At 61.7% G+C, this 18,164-nt stretch carries 16 protein-coding genes; 11 read left to right on the forward strand and 5 right to left on the reverse strand.

Going from position 1 to position 18,164, the window contains the following annotated elements; genetic code table 11:
- Positions 1-61: 61 nt before the first annotated feature.
- The 3 genes from PSH87_RS28130 to purE form a co-directional block, all read right to left on the reverse strand.
- On the reverse strand, positions 62-307 hold the full coding sequence (locus tag PSH87_RS28130) for a GlsB/YeaQ/YmgE family stress response membrane protein (protein ID WP_017739000.1): 246 nt from the start codon (positions 305-307) through the stop codon (positions 62-64).
- Positions 308-412: 105 nt separating this feature from the next.
- Positions 413-1,498, reverse strand: a complete 1,086-nt coding sequence (locus PSH87_RS28135) for a 5-(carboxyamino)imidazole ribonucleotide synthase (RefSeq protein WP_305431884.1) — start codon at positions 1,496-1,498, stop codon at positions 413-415.
- 12 nt (positions 1,499-1,510) lie between these two features.
- The gene (gene purE / locus PSH87_RS28140; protein ID WP_003176980.1) at positions 1,511-2,002 is read right to left on the reverse strand and encodes a 5-(carboxyamino)imidazole ribonucleotide mutase; all 492 of its coding nucleotides are present in this window, start codon (positions 2,000-2,002) and stop codon (positions 1,511-1,513) included.
- Positions 2,003-2,382: 380 nt separating this feature from the next.
- On the opposite strand from purE, the gene PSH87_RS28145 reads away from it, so the two are divergent.
- Positions 2,383-3,018 (forward strand): hypothetical protein, encoded by a 636-nt coding sequence (locus tag PSH87_RS28145; protein ID WP_305431886.1) that lies wholly within the window; start codon positions 2,383-2,385, stop codon positions 3,016-3,018.
- A 57-nt stretch (positions 3,019-3,075) separates the two neighbouring features.
- Here PSH87_RS28145 and PSH87_RS28150 read toward each other — a convergent pair whose 3' ends face one another.
- Positions 3,076-3,987, reverse strand: a complete 912-nt coding sequence (locus tag PSH87_RS28150; RefSeq protein ID WP_305431887.1) for a LysR substrate-binding domain-containing protein — start codon at positions 3,985-3,987, stop codon at positions 3,076-3,078.
- Positions 3,988-4,169: 182 nt separating this feature from the next.
- Here PSH87_RS28150 and aspA point away from each other — a divergent pair, with 182 nt between their 5' ends.
- From aspA to PSH87_RS28200, 10 genes are all read left to right on the forward strand, one after another.
- Positions 4,170-5,594 carry an aspartate ammonia-lyase gene (gene aspA / locus PSH87_RS28155; RefSeq protein WP_017739004.1) on the forward strand — a complete coding sequence of 475 codons (1,425 nt, stop codon included), beginning with the start codon at positions 4,170-4,172 and terminating at the stop codon, positions 5,592-5,594.
- 380 nt (positions 5,595-5,974) lie between these two features.
- A complete protein-coding gene (locus PSH87_RS28160; RefSeq protein WP_017739005.1) occupies positions 5,975-7,420 on the forward strand; it encodes a sodium:alanine symporter family protein in 1,446 nt (481 codons plus the stop codon).
- Positions 7,421-7,497: 77 nt separating this feature from the next.
- On the forward strand, positions 7,498-8,475 hold the full coding sequence (locus PSH87_RS28165) for an asparaginase (protein WP_305431890.1): 978 nt from the start codon (positions 7,498-7,500) through the stop codon (positions 8,473-8,475).
- A 105-nt stretch (positions 8,476-8,580) separates the two neighbouring features.
- Positions 8,581-9,930, forward strand: coding sequence for a hypothetical protein (locus PSH87_RS28170; protein ID WP_305431892.1), 1,350 nt, complete (start codon positions 8,581-8,583; stop codon positions 9,928-9,930).
- Entirely contained in the window at positions 9,857-11,335 is a 1,479-nt protein-coding gene (locus PSH87_RS28175; RefSeq protein WP_305431894.1) for a dermonecrotic toxin domain-containing protein, read from the forward strand. Before PSH87_RS28170 ends, PSH87_RS28175 begins: the two co-directional genes overlap by 74 nt.
- Positions 11,271-11,504, forward strand: a complete 234-nt coding sequence (locus PSH87_RS28180) for a hypothetical protein (RefSeq protein ID WP_305431896.1) — start codon at positions 11,271-11,273, stop codon at positions 11,502-11,504. The genes PSH87_RS28175 and PSH87_RS28180 overlap by 65 nt, the downstream gene beginning before the upstream one ends.
- Before the next feature lie 13 nt (positions 11,505-11,517).
- Complete coding sequence (locus PSH87_RS28185; protein ID WP_305431898.1) at positions 11,518-12,975, forward strand: hypothetical protein; 1,458 nt, start codon at positions 11,518-11,520, stop codon at positions 12,973-12,975.
- A gap of 335 nt (positions 12,976-13,310) precedes the next feature.
- Complete coding sequence (locus PSH87_RS28190; protein ID WP_017739008.1) at positions 13,311-14,303, forward strand: AraC family transcriptional regulator; 993 nt, start codon at positions 13,311-13,313, stop codon at positions 14,301-14,303.
- A gap of 122 nt (positions 14,304-14,425) precedes the next feature.
- Complete coding sequence (locus tag PSH87_RS28195; RefSeq protein WP_017739009.1) at positions 14,426-15,466, forward strand: histone deacetylase family protein; 1,041 nt, start codon at positions 14,426-14,428, stop codon at positions 15,464-15,466.
- Entirely contained in the window at positions 15,463-16,554 is a 1,092-nt protein-coding gene (locus PSH87_RS28200) for a polyamine ABC transporter substrate-binding protein (RefSeq protein WP_305431900.1), read from the forward strand. The genes PSH87_RS28195 and PSH87_RS28200 overlap by 4 nt, the downstream gene beginning before the upstream one ends.
- 32 nt (positions 16,555-16,586) lie before the next feature.
- Here the strand turns inward: PSH87_RS28200 and PSH87_RS28205 are convergent, their stop codons facing one another.
- A complete protein-coding gene (locus PSH87_RS28205) occupies positions 16,587-18,131 on the reverse strand; it encodes a PLP-dependent aminotransferase family protein (RefSeq protein ID WP_305431901.1) in 1,545 nt (514 codons plus the stop codon).
- Positions 18,132-18,164: the final 33 nt, after the last annotated feature.

Consider the following 18,164-nt stretch of genomic DNA (forward strand, 5'->3'; position numbering starts at 1 on the left):
AAACAGTGCCGGCATTCTAGCCCTCTGCGCCTGCGCAGCGCAGAGGGCTTTGTCGCTTAGATCATTTCTTTTTGATCAGGCCGTAGATCACCAGCAGGATGATCGCGCCGATCAGCGCGCCGATGAAGCCCGCGCCTTGACCGGCCTGGTAGATACCCAGGGCCTGGCCACCGTAGGTCGCCGCCAGGGAGCCGGCGATACCCAGCAGGATGGTCATGATCCAGCCCATGCTGTCGTCGCCAGGCTTGAGGAAACGCGCCAGCAGGCCGACGATCAGGCCGATAAAGATGGTTCCAATGATACCCATGGCATTTCCCTCTGAATGTAGGTGAGCTATGCCAAAGCCTAGTCAGGCTTTGGCATCCTGCAATCAGAGAGACGACGATCGCCAATGGTTCCCGTCGGACTTGTCTTATTGCCCGGCGATCAGCGCTTCAACCTTGAGGATCTGCGCTTGCAGCGTCGCACGGTCCTTGCAACGCAGGTTGGCGTGGCCGACCTTGCGCCCGGCCTTGAAGGCCTTGCCGTAGTGATGCAAGTGGCAGTCGTCGATGGCGATGACTTTTTCCACCGCCGGCACCACACCGATGAAGTTGAGCATCGCGCTCTCGCCGACCTTGGCGGTGGAACCCAATGGCAAGCCCGCGACCGCCCGCAGGTGGTTTTCGAACTGGCTGCACTCGGCGCCTTCGGTGGTCCAGTGCCCGGAGTTGTGCACGCGCGGGGCGATTTCGTTGGCCTTGAGGCCACCGTCCACTTCAAAGAACTCGAACGCCATCACGCCGACGTAATCCAGCTGCGTGAGCACACGGCTGGAATAATCTTCCGCCAGGGCCTGCAACGGGTGGTCGGTGCTGGCCACGGACAGCTTGAGGATGCCGCTGTCGTGGGTGTTGTGCACCAACGGGTAGAAGCGGGTTTCGCCATCACGGGCACGCACGGCGATCAGCGAGACTTCGCCGGTGAACGGCACGAAGCCTTCCAGCAAGCAGGCGACGCTGCCCAGCTCGGCGAAGGTGCCGACTACATCGGCCGCAGTGCGCAGGACTTTCTGGCCCTTGCCGTCATAACCCAGGGTGCGGGTTTTCAGCACGGCCGGCAGGCCGATGCTGGCGACGGCGGCGTCCAGGTCCGCCTGGGACTGGATGTCGGCGAAGGCCGGGGTGGGAATGCCCAGGTCCTTGAACATGCTTTTCTCGAACCAGCGGTCACGGGCGATGCGCAAGGCTTCGGCGCTCGGGTACACCGGCACGAACTGCGAGAGGAAGGCCACGGTTTCAGCCGGCACGCTTTCGAACTCGAAGGTCACCAGGTCAACTTCGTCCGCCAGTTGGCGCAGGTGATCCGGGTCGCTGTAGTCAGCGCGCAGGTGTTCACCCAACGCAGCCGCGCATGCGTCCGGCGCCGGGTCCAGGAAAGCGAAGTTCATCCCCAGCGGGGTTCCCGCCAAGGCCAGCATGCGGCCCAGTTGGCCGCCACCGATTACACCGATTTTCATCAATCAACAACCTCAGGCGATACGTGGGTCTGGATTGTCCAGCACGCTGTCTGTCTGCTCAGCACGGAATTTCTTCAGCACCGCGTGGAACTGCGGGTGCTTGGCGCCCAGGATACTGGCGGACAGCAGCGCAGCGTTGATCGCGCCGGCCTTGCCAATCGCCAGGGTGGCCACCGGGATGCCGGCTGGCATCTGCACGATGGACAACAGCGAATCCACGCCCGAGAGCATCGCCGACTGCACCGGCACGCCGAGTACCGGCAGGTGGGTCTTGGCTGCGCACATGCCTGGCAAGTGCGCTGCACCGCCGGCACCGGCGATGATCACCTCGATGCCACGGGATTCTGCTTCATCGGCATACTGGAACAGCAAATCCGGGGTGCGGTGGGCAGAGACCACTTTCACTTCATACGGAATGCCGAGTTTTTCCAGCATATCGGCGGTGTGGCTAAGGGTGGACCAATCGGACTTGGAGCCCATGATCACGCCAACCAATGCACTCATCGTCGTGCCTCTTCTCTCTGGGCGCCCGCAGGCGCGTCAAAAAACAACAAGCCACGCGGGAAATCCGGCGTGGCTTGTTATACGAATTAAGGCCGGTTGGACCGGCCGAAGGCCGCGCAGTATACCGTAATAATGCAGATAAACAGCCCCTTGGATGACCATCTGTCTAGCGTATCGCTTATTGCCATTTACTGACTCAGAAGTCAGCCAATACTGCTCTAAGCGTCTCGAACACTTCACACTGAAAACCAAGCAACTTACAAATTTTTGGAAAGTTTCCCACTAACCACTCAGACAAGTTGTCACCTCATGAAAAATCACCAACTATATTCTTGTCGCTCTCTGATTAATTCTCACGTAGAGCACGAGGGCATATATCTATGAACACTGATTTCTTTGCCAACATTGACCGCATCACCTCAGAAGCAACCGCGGCAATAAATGACCAAAGGACACGCCCTGCCAAAAAACCGATTTATGTGAATGTTGTTTTCCACAAAGACCTGGGTTATCCCGCCGAACAGGAATTTGAAAAAACTCATTTGGCCTTGGCCAAAAAACATATTGAAAATATTTCAGGACGCGAAGTTATCGTCAATGTGATTCGCGACGCCAAAATGCGCAATTTCAACTACCAGTCCGACAATGATGTCGAGTACGGACTTCACGAGCACTACGGCAGAAACAAGAACCCAGACCAGGCTCACCATTCGGGCAAGCCGAAGATCGAAAAAACCTTATTCGTAACACCCGAGCATTTGAGCTTCAGCGAGCCAGGCAGAACCGACCCCGGCCACGAATATGGAATAACCTCTTACAACAACGCTCGAGGTGCCGCCCACACGCTTGGCCTTTTGTTGGGTGCAACCCGTGCTGACGGAGAGATAACCTATAACGGTTGGTGGAATGACACTTTCATGAAATACAATAACGAATCCCCTCTACGCGGCAATGACTTGACTTACTCTGACGCCAACAAACAGAACATTCGCACCTACCTTGCCAAATTCGATTGAGCCACCCTCTCAATCAATTTCAGCAGGCAACAAGCGCGTCTGACTTCCACCGGCAACTCATTGTGTTGCACCGGCAGCCCCCCCCTCCAACTTGCGCCACAACAAGCGCACGTTTGCCTTGCGCACCAACGCGCAGCGATACAGGCGGATCTCCAGCGGTACATGCCACTGCGGCCCGCCACAGACCACCAACTCACCACGCGCCAGTTCTGCGCGCACGCTCAGCTGCGGCACCCAGGCAATGCCCAAGCCTTCCAACGCCATGCTCTTGAGACTGTCGGCCATGGCGGTTTCGTAAACGGTGGTAAAGCGCAAGGCGCGTTGGCGTAATAACAGATTCACCGAACGACCAAGGAACGCCCCGGCGCTATAGGCCAGCAGCGGCACACTGCCCTCACCCTCCAGGTCGAACAACGGCTTGCCATCGGCATCGGCGGCGCACACCGGGAGCATTTCGGTGTTGCCCAGGTGCAGGGAGGGGAAGATTTCCGCGTCCATCTGCATCGCCGCATCCGGATCGTAGAACGCCAGCATCAGGTCGCAACCGCCTTCGCGCAGGGCGTGCACGGCGTCGCCGACGTTGGTGGCCACCAACCGCGTGGCGATGTTCAGGCCTTCGTTGCGCAGTTGGGCGATCCAGCGCGGGAAGAAGCCCAGCGCCAGGGAGTGCGCCGCCGCCACTTGCATGACTTCGCCCTGCCCGCCTTCCAGGTGATGCAAATGGCGCAGCACTTCACCGAGCTGTTCGACCACGGTGCGCGCGGTCACCAGGAACAACTGCCCCGCCGCCGTCAATTCCACCGGCGTGCGCGAGCGGTTGACCAGGGTCAGGCCCAGCGCAGCCTCGAGGCTACGGATGCGTCGGCTGAATGCCGGCTGGGTGACAAAGCGCCGTTCCGCCGCCTGGGAAAAGCTGCGGGTGGCCGCCAGGGCGCTGAAGTCTTCCAGCCATTTGCTCTCAAGGTTCATCACTTCCCTCCACGGGTACGCACCATTTTGGCACACACGCCCGCCATGATAGCCGGGTCACACCTGCATTATGCCGTTTATGCATAGCCCAGTGCTGAACAGCATTGGCCCAAAAACTCACACAAGCCTAGCATTCGCAGCGTTCCGGCCAGTTCCGGGTCCATATCGAGATGATTTCCGTCATGTCCTCCGCTGCATCTTTCCGTACCGAAAAAGACCTGCTTGGCGTACTCGAAGTACCTGCACAAGCGTATTACGGCATCCAGACCCTGCGAGCGGTGAACAACTTCCGCCTCTCGGGCGTTCCGATTTCGCATTACCCGAAATTGGTGGTCGGTCTGGCAATGGTCAAGCAAGCGGCGGCTGACGCCAACCGCGAGCTGGGTCAGCTCAGTGAAGCCAAGCACGCTGCCATCAGCGAAGCTTGTGCCCGGCTGATCCGCGGCGATTTCCACGAAGAGTTCGTGGTGGACATGATTCAAGGCGGCGCTGGCACTTCAACCAACATGAATGCCAACGAAGTGATCGCCAACATCGCGCTGGAGGCCATGGGTCACCAGAAGGGCGAGTACCAGTACCTGCACCCGAACAACGACGTGAACATGGCGCAGTCGACCAACGACGCCTACCCGACCGCGATCCGCCTGGGTCTGCTGCTGGGCCATGACGCGCTGCTGGCCAGCCTCGACAGCCTGATCCAGGCCTTCGCCGCCAAGGGCGTCGAGTTCGGCCACGTGCTGAAAATGGGCCGCACCCAATTGCAAGACGCCGTGCCGATGACCCTCGGCCAGGAATTCCGTGCCTTCGCCACCACCCTCGGTGAAGACCTGGCCCGCCTGAAAACCCTGGCGCCAGAGCTGCTGACCGAAGTGAACCTGGGCGGCACCGCCATCGGTACCGGCATCAACGCCGACCCGCGCTACCAGGCCCTGGCCGTACAACGCCTGGCCACCATCAGCGGCCAGCCGCTGGTACCGGCTGCCGACTTGATCGAAGCCACCTCCGACATGGGCGCCTTCGTGCTGTTCTCCGGCATGCTCAAGCGTACCGCGGTGAAGCTGTCGAAGATCTGCAACGACCTGCGCCTGCTGTCCAGCGGCCCACGTACCGGGATCAACGAGATCAACCTGCCAGCGCGTCAGCCAGGCAGCTCGATCATGCCCGGCAAGGTCAACCCGGTGATCCCGGAAGCGGTTAACCAGGTAGCGTTCCAAGTGATCGGCAACGACCTGGCGCTGACCATGGCAGCCGAAGGCGGCCAACTGCAGCTGAACGTGATGGAGCCTTTGATCGCCTTCAAGATCTTCGACTCGATCCGCCTGCTGCAGCGCGCCATGGACATGCTGCGCGAACACTGCATCGTCGGCATCACCGCCAACGAAGCGCGCTGCCGCGAACTGGTGGAGCACTCCATCGGCCTGGTCACCGCGCTGAACCCGTACATCGGCTATGAAAACGCCACCCGCATCGCCCGTATCGCCCTTGAAAGCGGCCGCGGCGTGCTGGAACTGGTGCGCGAAGAAGGCTTGCTCGACGACGCCATGCTCGACGACATCCTGCGCCCGGAAAACATGATCGCTCCACGTTTGGTCCCGCTGAAGGCCTAAGCGTTTGTTGCACCGCTCACCAGGTTGAGGGACTAGACACCTCTCACCTTTTGAGGGCCTGAAGGCTCGTTCTTCAGGCCCTTTTTTTTGCCTCAAGGTTGTGAAATGAAGCCCATAAAAACTCCAATATCGCCCTGCAAGCCCGCCCCCCTGCTGAAACCTTTAATCGCCCCGTGCAGACGGATCACGCGCTCCTAGGTATAGTGCCGCCCCTCTTCGCGCTGCGGCCGTCGGTAACGAGGCCCGGGTACACACGCGAAACCGCATGAATAACAACCCGCAAAAGGATTGGGGTCGAACTGTCGCGCACTGCCTGGTGCCAAGCGACGGCGTCGCACCGTCCTGCGTTTGCCATTAGAAAAATCAGCGAGGAACACTCCATGCTCGAAGTCATCAACGACTTCCTCTCAGGGAAAGTACTGATCGTGCTCATTGTCGGGCTCGGCGGTTATTTCACGATTCGCTCGCGTTTCGTACAGCTGCGTCACTTTTTCCACATGTTCTCGGTGTTCAAAGACAGCCTCAAGAGCAGCTCCGACCAACTCAGCTCGTTCCAGGCGCTGATGCTCAGCCTGGCCGGCCGCGTCGGTGCCGGCAACATCGCCGGTGTCGGCATTGCCGTGACCCTGGGTGGCCCGGGTGCCGTGTTCTGGATGTGGGTCACCGCGCTGGTGGGCATGTCTTCGAGCTTTATCGAATGCTCCCTCGGCCAGTTGTACAAGCGTACCGACGCAGAAGGCACCTACCGTGGCGGCCCGGCGTATTACATCCAGCACGGCCTGCACAAGCGCTGGCTGGGCATGGTCATGGCGTTCCTGCTGCTGGTGACCTTCGGCTTCGCCTTCAACGGCCTGCAAGCCCACGCCGTGACGCACTCGCTGAACAACGCCTTCGGCCTCGACACCACCTACACCGGCCTGGCCCTCGCGGCATTGCTGGGCCTGGTGTTCATCGGCGGGATCAAGCGCATCGCCTCGATCGCCGACCTGCTGGTGCCGGTCAAGACCCTGGTCTACATCGCCGTGACCCTGTACGTGATCGTGCTGCAATTCGACCACGTGCCGGCCATGCTGATGACCATCGTCAAGAGCGCCTTCGGCCTCGACCAAGCCTTCGGTGGCCTGGTGGGCAGCGCGATCATCATGGGTGTTAAGCGCGGCGTGTTCGCCAACGAAGCCGGCCTGGGCAGTGCGCCTAACGTGGCGGCGGTGGCTTCCGTAGAGCACCCGATTGCCCAGGGCGTGGTCCAGGCGTTCAGCGTGTTCCTCGACACCTTCGTGATCTGCACCTGCACCGCGTTGCTGATCCTGCTCTCCGGCTTCTACACCCCAGGCTTTGAAGGCGACGGCATTGCCCTGACCCAGAACTCCCTGGCGGCCGTGGTCGGCGACTGGGGCCGCATGTTCATCTCCGTGGCCCTGGCGTTGTTCGTGTTCACCTCGATCATGTACAACTACTACCTCGGCGAGAGCAACCTGCGCTTCCTGGTGGGCAACAACCGCAAGGTGCTGATCGGCTACCGCACGCTGGTGCTGGTGCTGATCTTCTGGGGTTCGATCGAGAACCTGAGCACCGTGTTCGCGTTTGCCGACATCACCATGACCATGCTCGCCTTCGTCAACCTGTTCGCCCTGGCGTTCCTGTTCAAGATCGCCATGCGCATCCTGAACGACTACGACAAGCAGCGCGCCGCAGGCATCAAGACGCCGGTGTTCGACTCCAGCCAGTTCCCTGACCTGGACCTCGACCGCAAGGCCTGGCCGGCCAATCCGGTAAAACCGGAAGCAGCGCCATCGGCTGAACTCAACGCCCAAGCCCAGCGCTAAGCGTAGAGAGATGACACGCCGCACGACCTTGGGCATGCTCGGGGCCGTGCGGCGTTTTTCGTTCAGGAGAAAATTCGATGTCCCCATCTAGCAACGTCATGGTGCTCTACACCGGCGGCACCATCGGCATGCAGGCCAGCGCCAATGGCCTGGCCCCCGCATCCGGCTTCGAAGCGCGTATGCGTGAACAACTTGCCGGCCAACCACTGCCGGCCTGGCAATTCCAGGAAATGGCCCCGCTGATCGACAGCGCCAACATGACCCCCGCCTACTGGCAGCGCCTGCGCACGGCGGTGATCGACGCCGTGGACCAAGGCTGCGATGGCGTGCTGATCCTGCACGGCACCGACACCCTGGCCTACAGCGCGGCGGCCATGTGCTTCCAACTCCTGGGCCTGCCGGCGCCGGTGGTGTTCACCGGCTCCATGTTGCCGGCCGGCGTGCCGGACAGCGATGCCTGGGAAAATGTCAGCGGTGCCTTGCAGGCATTGGCCGCAGGCCTGGCCCCGGGTGTGCACCTGCACTTCCATGGCGCACTGATGGCACCGACGGCCTGTGCAAAAATCCGCAGTTTCGGCCGCAACCCGTTCGCGGCGCTGAATCGCCAGGGCGGCGTGGCCCGTGCCGAATCCATCCCCCACGCGCTGGACTATCGCCAGCCAAAAGCCTTGGCCAACATCGGCGTCCTGCCGCTGGTGCCCGGCATCAGTGCGGCGCAGCTGGACGCCGTGATCGACAGCGGCATCCAGGCGCTGATCCTGGAGTGCTTTGGCAGCGGCACCGGCCCCAGCGACAACCCTGAGTTCCTCGCAAGCCTCCAGCGGGCGCAGGACCAAGGCGTGGTGGTGGTCGCGATCACTCAGTGCCATGAAGGCGGCGTTGAACTGGACGTCTACGAAGCCGGCAGCCGTTTGCGCGGTGTGGGCGTACTGTCGGGCGGCGGCATGACCCGTGAAGCCGCGTTCGGCAAGCTCAATGCGCTGGTCGGCGCTGGATTGGATCACGCGCACATCCGCCGCCTGGTGGAGACCAACCTGTGCGGTGAACTCGGCTGAGCCGAGCCCTGTAGATATGCACCGCCTTTCTGATTGAGCGCTTTCTAGCATGGCAACCACCCACCTTCAGGTGGTTGTCCTTGCTAACGCACATCAGGAATGCCCATGCCTCCCGTCGTCACCAGCGCATCACCGCGTCGCACCCCACGCGCTCGCTTCACGTCTTCATTAATCAACCAACTGGCCATCGGCCCGGCCTTTCGCGAGGTGGCCGCGTACCTGTTACGCCTGAAATTACAAGAACGCTATCCCAACCTGCATATCGACCCGGACGTCGTCATGGTCGGCACGCCAAGCTGGGAGATCGTCCACGGCGAGATTGTCGCCAAGCCCCCGCACTACCAGGCGCTCACCGACATCCTGGCGCGGCAGGCAGTACTGGCCGTGCCGTCCCTGTTTATCGACGGCATTCACTTTCTCACGCCCTTACCGCTCACCGAACCGCCTGTGCACCTGGCCGTGCGCATTGAAGACATTGCCCTGATTATCAATGTGCTGGCGCCGGTGATGATCCGCGGCTATCAGGAGCAGCAGTTGGCGTTCTGGGACCAGACCGTGGGCGGCAGCGGCCCGCATTGGCACGAGCTGTCCGTGGTACTGCGCGACCTCTGGAACGTCAGCGAAATACGCGGTTGGACCGATGAAGATTGCCAGATGGCACGTCAAGTGGCCCAGGCCCCCGAGCTGGCGAAACGAGCGCCCACCGACAGTTTTGGCACTCACGCGTATGTACTGGACGTCGATCAGATCGATGACCAAGGCAACGTCACCCACCTCAATGAGCACCTGGTCAGCGTGGTGATCGGCAAGCAGGACAAGCATGAGGTCATCCTCGCCCACTCGATGCTGTTGGGCTTTCGCAAATACGCCACGCTTGACGCACTGGGCCAGGACCTGCCGCTGCTGCTGGACACTGCGATCACCCACAAAAAAATCCAGTGGCGCCTGGTGGAGCCCGACGGGGACTTCTTCGACTACCTGGCCTGCACCCTGGTGACGATGCAGATCGAAGCGATCGGCGCCATCGACTTTTCCGACCTGCGTGGCCAAGGCGTCAGCCCGCTGGCCCTGGCAGGCCCACCCGGCGCCGTGCCCTACGGCGAAAGCCCGGGGCAGGATATCGACTGGTTGCAGCAAGCCCTTCCCAACTGGCTGGCCGATGCGTCGATTTCGGACATGAACAGCTACTCCCGCTACATGAAAGACCTGTCGGCCCTGAACACCTTCTACCAGGGCAAGAGTTACGACGAGGGCATTGCGCCCATCGAGCAATACGCCCTGGACAAGCTGGAAGCAGAAATTCGCAAGGATCACCCCGACGCCACCAACCTGTCGCTGGACACCCTTCAACTGAAGGTCCAAAGCCCTGTGGTGGTGGGGGTTGTTCCCCTTGCCGTGGCAGTTCGATACCACCCTGTACAGCATGAGCCAGCTGGCCCTGCAAAATCTGATTGACGTGCCTCTGGGCATCAAGAGCCTCGAACACAACCCGCCACGCGCGCTGCCCGAATGGCTCACCGTGGACTACCTGGAGACACTGATCAGCCGCATCGACATTGGCAACGCCTATCCTCGCTTGATCAAAAGCACACTGCTGGATGACCCCGCGCAAGCCGACCGCCGCGGCACGCTTTACGCCTATCACCTGGGCATTCAACTGCCGCTGTTGGCGTTGCAGGCCAAGATCCGCCGGGAATTCGGGATCGATGAGCGGGGTTTCCGGTTTGTCGCGGCGGCGATGGAGGCGGAAAAATCCGACCGGCAGGTGGATGACATCGCCATCGTCGTGCGCCCACTGGCGTTGTTGCCCAGCCTGCGGCTGAACAGAACGGCGGATATCGTCGCGAATATGTTTGTCATCGGCCCGCAGGACCCGGCCAGCGGTCCGTGCCTGCTCTATCGGCCCCTGCTCGACAAGCCCCTGACCCAATACCCCTCACCCGCCAACCTGGTGTACGCCATCCAGCAGTCCCCCGACCTGCGCGAATCGGTGCTGGCCTGGCTGCCCGATGACGTGCGCGACGACTATAGCCACTACGTCTTCCCGACGAAAATTCCGTCCCCCTGGACAGTCGCCGAAGTCGCCACCAACCCACTCAAACTCGCCAGCCTGAGCGGGCCGCTGCACCTGGGCGGCGACGCCATCGACGGCAACCTGTTCACCACGCTGTACAACGCCAATGCAAACGCCCTGATCACCCTGGCCGACCGCCAGGCGGTGTCGAATGCCGAAGCCCGCTGGGCCACGTTCAGACGCGCAGGCTGGGCGATATTCAACGGCGTCTTGCCCTTCCTCGGGCGCACAGTGAACACCGCCGCGTGGGTCTGGCAGATCATGGATCAACTGGAGGCACTCAAGGACGCCAAGGAGCATCCCACACGCCAATCACCGTGGGCCGCGCTGTCCGACCTGCTGCTCAACCTCGGCATGGCCATTGCCTTGCATGCTGCGTCTCGCACCTCGCCCCGTCCGTCCAGCGCGGCCGAGTCGACGGAAGAACGCCTCGCCCCCCCCATTTCCGCCCCCAAGGCAGAACCGCTCACTATCCGTCAGTTGCCCACCGTCACCCCCGAACAATTGCCGTACGATCACCCCCGCCCCCTGCACACCAGCGGCGCCCTCAACAACACCCCCGTACGACTGGGCATCGTGCTGGACCGCTTCAAGGTCCCCAGGCCCGACACCTTGGGCACGCAGATCAGCACCGCGGGGCCTCACCTTCACCTGTATCAGGGGGGGCAAAAATACTACGCCCCAGTGGGTGAGCGCTGGTTCGAAGTACAGGTGGATGAGAATGATCGAGCCATCATTGTCGATCCCAGCCAACCGCTGCGTACCGGCCCGCCCCCTGATACATAACCGGCAGGGCCAATGGTTCGTCGACACGCGCCTGCGCCTGCGCGGAGGCGGCCCGATCGTGCTGGCCCGAAAGGCGACCAGCCTGGCGGAGCAGCGCGCATCCACGCTGAAAAAACAACTGAGCAACTTCCACGAGGTCGAAAAAGGCCTCCAGCAAAAACCTGGATGACGCCCACGGCGCCATGGAAGGGTCGGCAGCCGCCTCATCCGGCACGATGGCGGAAGCCAACCGGCGGGCCTATCTGCGCACCTTGAAAAACATCTGCCGCACGTACGAAACGGCGCTGCAGGGGCTCAAGCAGATAAGCATCCACGAGTTCTCACCCAGATACGCGGAAAGAGCCCTCCGATATGTCAAAAACCAGGCCGCCATGACCCTGAACGGGGTCAGGGAAACCGGCACTCGGTTCACCCCGCGCATGCAAGAGATGCTGCCCAAAATCGTGCGACAGGCCCAGATGCCCCAAGAGCGCTACATCGATGAGGCCCGCCTGATGAACGACCTTTGTGCGGAAATGCTCAAGCACCTGGAATACATGGACACGCGTTTCGATGAACTGCGCCAACTGGGCGAAGACGGCGCCATTCTGCGCCAGGAAATCCAACGGGAAATGCCGGCCTATAAAAGCGTCGATGTCAGGTCTATACAGGTGACCATGGCCCGTAACCTGTGCCTGGCCGCAAGCAGCACGATCAGCCAATCCAAGGCCTGGAACAGCATCGACCGGATTGTCGACACCGCCGACCTCGCCGTCCTGGGCCTGCGCGATACCGTGTACGAACGCAGCGAATCGCGCATGGACGAGCGCATCGATATCTTGAACCACCTGGTCGAACAGTTCCAAATGCTCGACGAACAGTTGGAAGACTTCTCGTCGCAGTATGCCGAGTATGCCCGGGGCGAAAACGTCCGGGCACTGCAGGACCAGCTCAAGCGGTTCGCCAAAGACACCACGAACAACCTGTCGTTGGTGAGTGCCGAACGCGAAGTGGTACGCCGCCGCGGCAAACCGATGCCTGCGGCAGCCCCCCTGCAAAGGAAAATTATCCGCACGCGCCATGCCGGCCTGCTTATCGGCAAGCCGCGCCTGGACTGGACGGGGCAAGACACGGGCCTGGTGGATATCATTTCGCCGGTGACCGAAAAAGTCGTCGCCACTTACCGCGAAAAGGACGGCATATGGTTGCGGCACTGGGCAACCCCACCGACAACCCCGCCGATGGCGGTGTTCGCCGCGGCCAGTGAAGGCCAAGCGTTACTGGACGACATGCCGGCTTTCCTCGAGCGTGCAGAACGCCTTGCCACCACACCGAAACGAACCGCCTGCGGCATCGAATACCTGTTTCGCCAGCAGGCCTATGAACTGGAAAGCACCCGCAACGTCATCAGCCACGCACTCGCGCAAGGCGAAGCCAGCGAGAAAGATATCGCCTCGGCGAAATTCATCGATCAAGCGCTGAAAACCCAGGAAAACGACCTGTTCAGACGTAGCGATGCCCATATGTCGAGAATGCTCAAGGAGTCCCCTCCGACCGTGGCCAGCGTCGAGTGGCTCAAGCGTCACAACGCCATAACCATCACCCAGACCAAGCTGCGCGAACCGCTCACCACAGCCCCCCAAACTGCTGTTCCTGGATGAATACCTGATTCGCGATCGGTCGACCAAAGACATCCTCTGGTACGCGCAATTTCACTACACCGAGTCATGGATATCGCCCGAGCGCTACGTATCCGGCCGGCTCAAGACCGTCGAGGAGCAGGGTGCGGCCAGCGACTCCGCCTCCATTTCGAGCGCGAACGAATGGGAAAGGCTCGCCTACCTGCGCAGCGAAATCAGCCTGAAACCGGCCCAGGACCTGTTTTTTGAAGTGTCCAAGGCTAAATCCAGGTGGCGTTTTTGGCAGCCGGATCAATAAGCCAAACGGCGGCACACAACTTGCTGCATTGGCGCTAACCCTCTGACATCGGCCGCCCATGTTGCATTCGCACCTCACCACCCTCAACGCCGTGTCCCTGGTCCTGGCGACCTTCAAGGACCACGGCCTGCCCGGCGAGACACTGCTCGCGGGCAGCGGCATAGGCATGGCCGACTTGAGCCGTGCCGACAGCCGCATCACCACGTGCCAGGAGCTGCGGGTATGCGCCAATGCCGTGGCCCTGCGCCACGACATCGGCCTGGACCTGGGCCAGCGCATGCACGTGTCGTCCTACGGCCTGCTGGGTTATGCCCTGCTCACCAGTGCCACCTTAGGTGACGCTTTGCGCCTGGCGCTGCGCTACCCGGCGCTATTGGGAACACTTTTCGAGCTGAGCCTGGTGGAGGACGGCGGGCAGGTCTGGCTAACCGCTGGCGACTATCGGGAGAGCCCGGCACTGGCAGCGTTCAATGTGGAGTTTTGCCTGGTGTCGATGAAAGTTATCTGCGATGACTTGCTTGGCCGCACGTTGCCCCTGCATCAAGCGCGCTTCGACTACCCGGCACCGGCCTACCACGCCCGCTATACCGAGCGGTTCGAGTGCCAGCTGCAATTCGATGCCACCGCCAGCGGGTTTGCCTTCGACCAGCACTGGCTGCAACAACCCCTGCCCCTGGCAGATGCCATCACCCATCGCGCCATGGCCGAGCGCTGCCGCAAACAGAATTCCGAGTTCACCGGGCGCCAGGCCTGGCTCAACCGTGTGCGCCAATTGCTGGCTGACCAACTGCACGCCGCCCCCGGCCTGGAGGGCTTGGCTGCGCAGATGAAGTGCTCTGCACGTACGCTGCGCCGACACCTGCACGCCTTGGGTTGCAGCTATCAGCAATTGCTCGATGAGTTGCGCTTTGAGCAGGCCAAGCAGTGGCTGGCACAAGACCAGATGCCGATTCATCGCATCGCCGAACAATTGGGCTTCAGCGAAACCGCGAGTTTCCGCCATGCGTTTGTGCGCTGGAGCGGGGTGGCGCCCAGCCTTATGCGCCATTGAAGGGCGAATTACGGTCAATACCATTGGCCATATCTATCCCCTTCTGGCCGCTCCTGCCGTTCTCATGATTCGCGCGGGCCGCAACACTGCCAGGCACAACAACGAGCCTGCGGGGAGCACCCATGCTGACGATCTACTCCGACGATCACCATCTGCACCACGGACGCTGCGAGCTGATGGACGGGCAACTGATGCCCTGCTTCGAAATGCCTTCGCGCGCCAACCATGTGCTGCAACGGGTCAAGGACCGCAACCTCGGCCCGGTGCAGGCGCCGCAAGACTTCGGCCTGGCGCCCCTGCAACGCATCCACAGCCGCGACTATCTCGACTTCTTCAAAGGTGCCTGGGCGCGCTGGACCGAATACGGCCAGGACGGTGACCTGCTGCCCTACACTTGGCCCGCACGCACCCTGCGCCGAGTGTTACCCACCAGCCTGCATGGCCAACTCGGTTACTACAGCTTCGATGGCGGCGCACCGATCACCGCTGGAACTTGGCAAGCCGCCTACAGCGCGGCGCAAGTGGCACTCACCGCCCAGCAGGCGATCCAACAAGGCGCCCACAGTGCCTTTGCCCTCTGCCGCCCCCCTGGGCATCACGCCGCCAGCGACTTGATGGGCGGTTACTGCTACCTCAACAACGCCGCCATCGCCGCCCAGGCGTTTCTCGACCAGGGCCGGCAAAAGGTCGCGATCATCGACGTGGACTACCACCACGGCAACGGCACCCAGTCGATTTTCTACGAACGCAGCGACGTGCTGTTCACCTCGATCCATGGCCACCCGGAAGCGGAGTTTCCGTTTTTTCTCGGTTATGCCGATGAACGGGGCCAAGGTGCAGGCGAAGGTTTCAACTTCAACTATCCGCTGCCGGCCGGCTCCGGTTGGGAGCAGTGGAGCGCAGCGCTGGAGGAGGCGTGCAAGCAAACCGAACACTACGCCGCCGACATCATCGTGGTGTCCCTGGGCGTAGACACATTCAAAGACGACCCGATTTCCCAGTTCAAGCTCGACAGCCCGGACTACCTGGCCATGGGCCGACGCCTCGCGCGCCTGGGCAAGCCCACCCTGTTCGTGATGGAAGGCGGCTACGCTGTGGAAGAAATCGGCATCAACGCCGTCAACGTCCTCGAAGGTTTCGAACAAGAAGGATCTGCCCGATGAAGATGCTCACCTCCCTGGCCCTGTGCGCTGCCGTTTTGAGCGGCGCCGTGCAGGCCGAAGAAAAAACCCTCAAGGTCTACAACTGGTTCGACTACATCACCCCCAAGGCGCTGGAAGACTTCAAGGCGCAGAACCCGCAGATCAAGCTGGTGTACGACATCTTCGACACCAACGAAGCCCTGGAAGCCAAGCTGCTCACCGGCAACTCCGGCTATGACGTGGTGGTGCCGTCCAACGTGTTCCTGGCCAAGCAGATCGAAGCCGGCGTGTTCCAGCCCCTGGACCGCAGCCAGTTGCCCAACTGGAACCACCTCGACCCCAAGCTGATGAAGCTGATCGAAGCCAACGACCCCGGCAACAAGTTCGCCGTGCCCTACATGTACGGCACCATCCTGATCGGCTTCAACCCGGACAAGGTCAAGGCCGTGCTGGGCCCGAACGCGCCGGTGGACAGCTGGGACCTGATCTTCAAGGAAGAAAACATCAGCAAGCTCAAGCAATGTGGCGTGGCCTTGCTTGATTCGCCGTCGGAGATCCTGCCGCTGGCCCTGCAACACCTGGGCCTGGACCCCAACAGCAGCAACCCCAAGGATTACGTCAAGGCTGAAGCGCTGCTGATGAAAATCCGCCCATACATCACCTACTTCCACTCCTCCAAATACATGGCCGATATCGCCAATGGCGACATCTGCGTGGCCGTGGGTTACTCGGGGAGTTTTTCCCAGGCTGCCAATCGCGCCAAGGAAGCCAAGAACGGCGTGACCGTGGACATGCGCCTGCCCAAGGAAGGCGCGCCGATCTGGTTCGACATGCTCGCCATCCCCAAAGGTGCGCAGAACCCGCAGGACGCCTACACCTTTATCAACTACCTGTTGCAACCCCAGGTGATCGCGCCGGTCAGCGACTTTGTCGGCTACCCCAACCCGAACAAGGATGCGACCGAGCTGGTGGACCCAGCGATCCGCAACAACCCCAACCTGTACCCGATCGATGCGGCGATGACCACGCTGTACACCTTGAAACCGTTGGCCCGTGATGCCGAGCGTGCGCGGACGCGCGCCTGGACCAAGATCAAATCCGGTACCTGATGGGCGAACACAGATTGCTTTTTTGCTCTGAACTAACGGGCAATACGCCAAGCCTGGCGCAACCGCGCCAGCGCCTCGGCGATGTCAGCCTCAGGCACCGCCGCAAAACCCAAAACCAAGCCGGCACGCTGGTCCTCGGGCGTGGTCGATTGCGCCAGCCAATAGCTGCTCAAGCCGTTGATCTCGACCCCCGCCGCGTGAGCCTGCGTCAGCAACTGCTGCTCGCGGGCCAGGCTGTCCACGCGCACCGTCATGTGCAGCCCCGCCGCAACGCTGGGCAGTTCGCCCATACCGGGCAAGCCGCAAGGCCAACCGGCCAGCAAGGCATTGCGCCGGCTCAACGCAGCCCGGCGCATGCGCCGGATGTGGCGCTGAAAGTGCCCGGCGGCCATGAACTCGGCCATCACCGCCTGGGTGCTGACCTCGGAGTGGCGCATGTCCACGGCCCGGCGCCGGGAAAACGCGTCCACCAGGCCCGGCGGCAGCACCAGATAGCCCAGGCGCAAGGCCGGAAACGCCACCTTGCCGAAGGTGCCGACATAGAGCACCCGGCCACTGCGATCCAGCGCCGCCAGGGGAGACAAGGGTGCGCCGCTGTAGCGGTACTCGCCGTCGTAATCGTCCTCGATGATCCAGCCGCCCGTGCGCGCGGCCCAGGCCAGCAATTCCAGGCGCCGCGCCAGACTCATCACCACCCCCAGCGGGTATTGATGGGACGGTGTGACGTAGGCCACACGACAGTCTTCCAGCGTGTTGAGCACCTGGCAGTCGATACCCTCGCCATCCACCGGCACGCCGTGCAATTTCCCCCCGGCCAGGGCAAACGCATGACCTGCCGCGCGGTAGCCCGGGTTTTCCACAGCGACGCCGTCGCCGGGCTCCACCAGCAACTGTGCACAAAGGCTAATCGCTTGCTGTGCGCCACTGGTGATCACTATTTGTTCAGCCGCGCACTGCATGCCCCGGGAGCTGCGCAAATAAGCCGCGATCAAACTGCGCAGCCGGGCATCCCCCGCCGGGTCGCCATAACACAGTTGTTCCAGGTCTGGCTTGCGCCAGAAGGCCCCATTCAGCTTGGCCCACACTTCAAACGGGAACAGATCGAACGCCGGCACGCCCACGCGAAAGGCCCGTGGCGGCCCCGCTGGAGGTTGTGACAGATGGTGGGTTTTTATCCGCGCCAAACCGCCGCTGTGGATAACTTCATTGTCGAGATCTTCCGGCAAATTTGACCATTTTGTGGATAAGGCTGGGGATAAGCCTGTGCGTAAGCCTGTGGATACTTTTGTGGATAGTTTTTTTGCCGCAGGCAGTTGCGCCACATAAGTGCCATCACCGACCCGGCTTTCGATAAAGCCTTCGGCATACAGCTGATCGTAGGCGCGCACCACGCTGTTGCGCGAGATCGACAGCGCCGCCGCCAAGTCGCGGCTGGCGGGCAAGCGCGTGCCACTGACCAGCCGTCCGTCCAGCACCCGTTGGCGCAGGGCGTCATACAGCTGGCGTGTCAGCCCTTGGCGACGATCCAACTCGATTCCCGCAGGGTTGAAGGACAACGGCGGCGTGATGGGCGACATATTGGACCTATGAAATGGGTGCCAGATGGATCT

It is taken from the genome of Pseudomonas sp. FP453 (assembly GCF_030687495.1).
In the GTDB taxonomy this organism is placed as follows: Bacteria; Pseudomonadota; Gammaproteobacteria; order Pseudomonadales; family Pseudomonadaceae; genus Aquipseudomonas.

Bases quoted from the DNA above. Each gene is read 5' to 3' on its own strand.
- PSH87_RS28135 (WP_305431884.1), bottom strand. From the start codon at position 1,498: ATGAAAATCGGTGTAATCGGTGGCGGCCAACTGGGCCGCATGCTGGCC.
- PSH87_RS28195 (WP_017739009.1), top strand. From the start codon at position 14,426: ATGCTGACGATCTACTCCGACGATCACCATCTGCACCACGGACGCTGC.
- PSH87_RS28190 (WP_017739008.1), top strand. From the start codon at position 13,311: ATGTTGCATTCGCACCTCACCACCCTCAACGCCGTGTCCCTGGTCCTG.
- PSH87_RS28160 (WP_017739005.1), top strand. From the start codon at position 5,975: ATGCTCGAAGTCATCAACGACTTCCTCTCAGGGAAAGTACTGATCGTG.
- PSH87_RS28150 (WP_305431887.1), bottom strand. From the start codon at position 3,987: ATGAACCTTGAGAGCAAATGGCTGGAAGACTTCAGCGCCCTGGCGGCC.
- aspA (WP_017739004.1), top strand. From the start codon at position 4,170: ATGTCCTCCGCTGCATCTTTCCGTACCGAAAAAGACCTGCTTGGCGTA.
- PSH87_RS28170 (WP_305431892.1), top strand. From the start codon at position 8,581: ATGCCTCCCGTCGTCACCAGCGCATCACCGCGTCGCACCCCACGCGCT.
- PSH87_RS28200 (WP_305431900.1), top strand. From the start codon at position 15,463: ATGAAGATGCTCACCTCCCTGGCCCTGTGCGCTGCCGTTTTGAGCGGC.
- PSH87_RS28145 (WP_305431886.1), top strand. From the start codon at position 2,383: ATGAACACTGATTTCTTTGCCAACATTGACCGCATCACCTCAGAAGCA.
- PSH87_RS28205 (WP_305431901.1), bottom strand. From the start codon at position 18,131: ATGTCGCCCATCACGCCGCCGTTGTCCTTCAACCCTGCGGGAATCGAG.
- PSH87_RS28165 (WP_305431890.1), top strand. From the start codon at position 7,498: ATGTCCCCATCTAGCAACGTCATGGTGCTCTACACCGGCGGCACCATC.
- PSH87_RS28180 (WP_305431896.1), top strand. From the start codon at position 11,271: ATGATCGAGCCATCATTGTCGATCCCAGCCAACCGCTGCGTACCGGCC.
- purE (WP_003176980.1), bottom strand. From the start codon at position 2,002: ATGAGTGCATTGGTTGGCGTGATCATGGGCTCCAAGTCCGATTGGTCC.
- PSH87_RS28130 (WP_017739000.1), bottom strand. From the start codon at position 307: ATGGGTATCATTGGAACCATCTTTATCGGCCTGATCGTCGGCCTGCTG.
- PSH87_RS28185 (WP_305431898.1), top strand. From the start codon at position 11,518: ATGGAAGGGTCGGCAGCCGCCTCATCCGGCACGATGGCGGAAGCCAAC.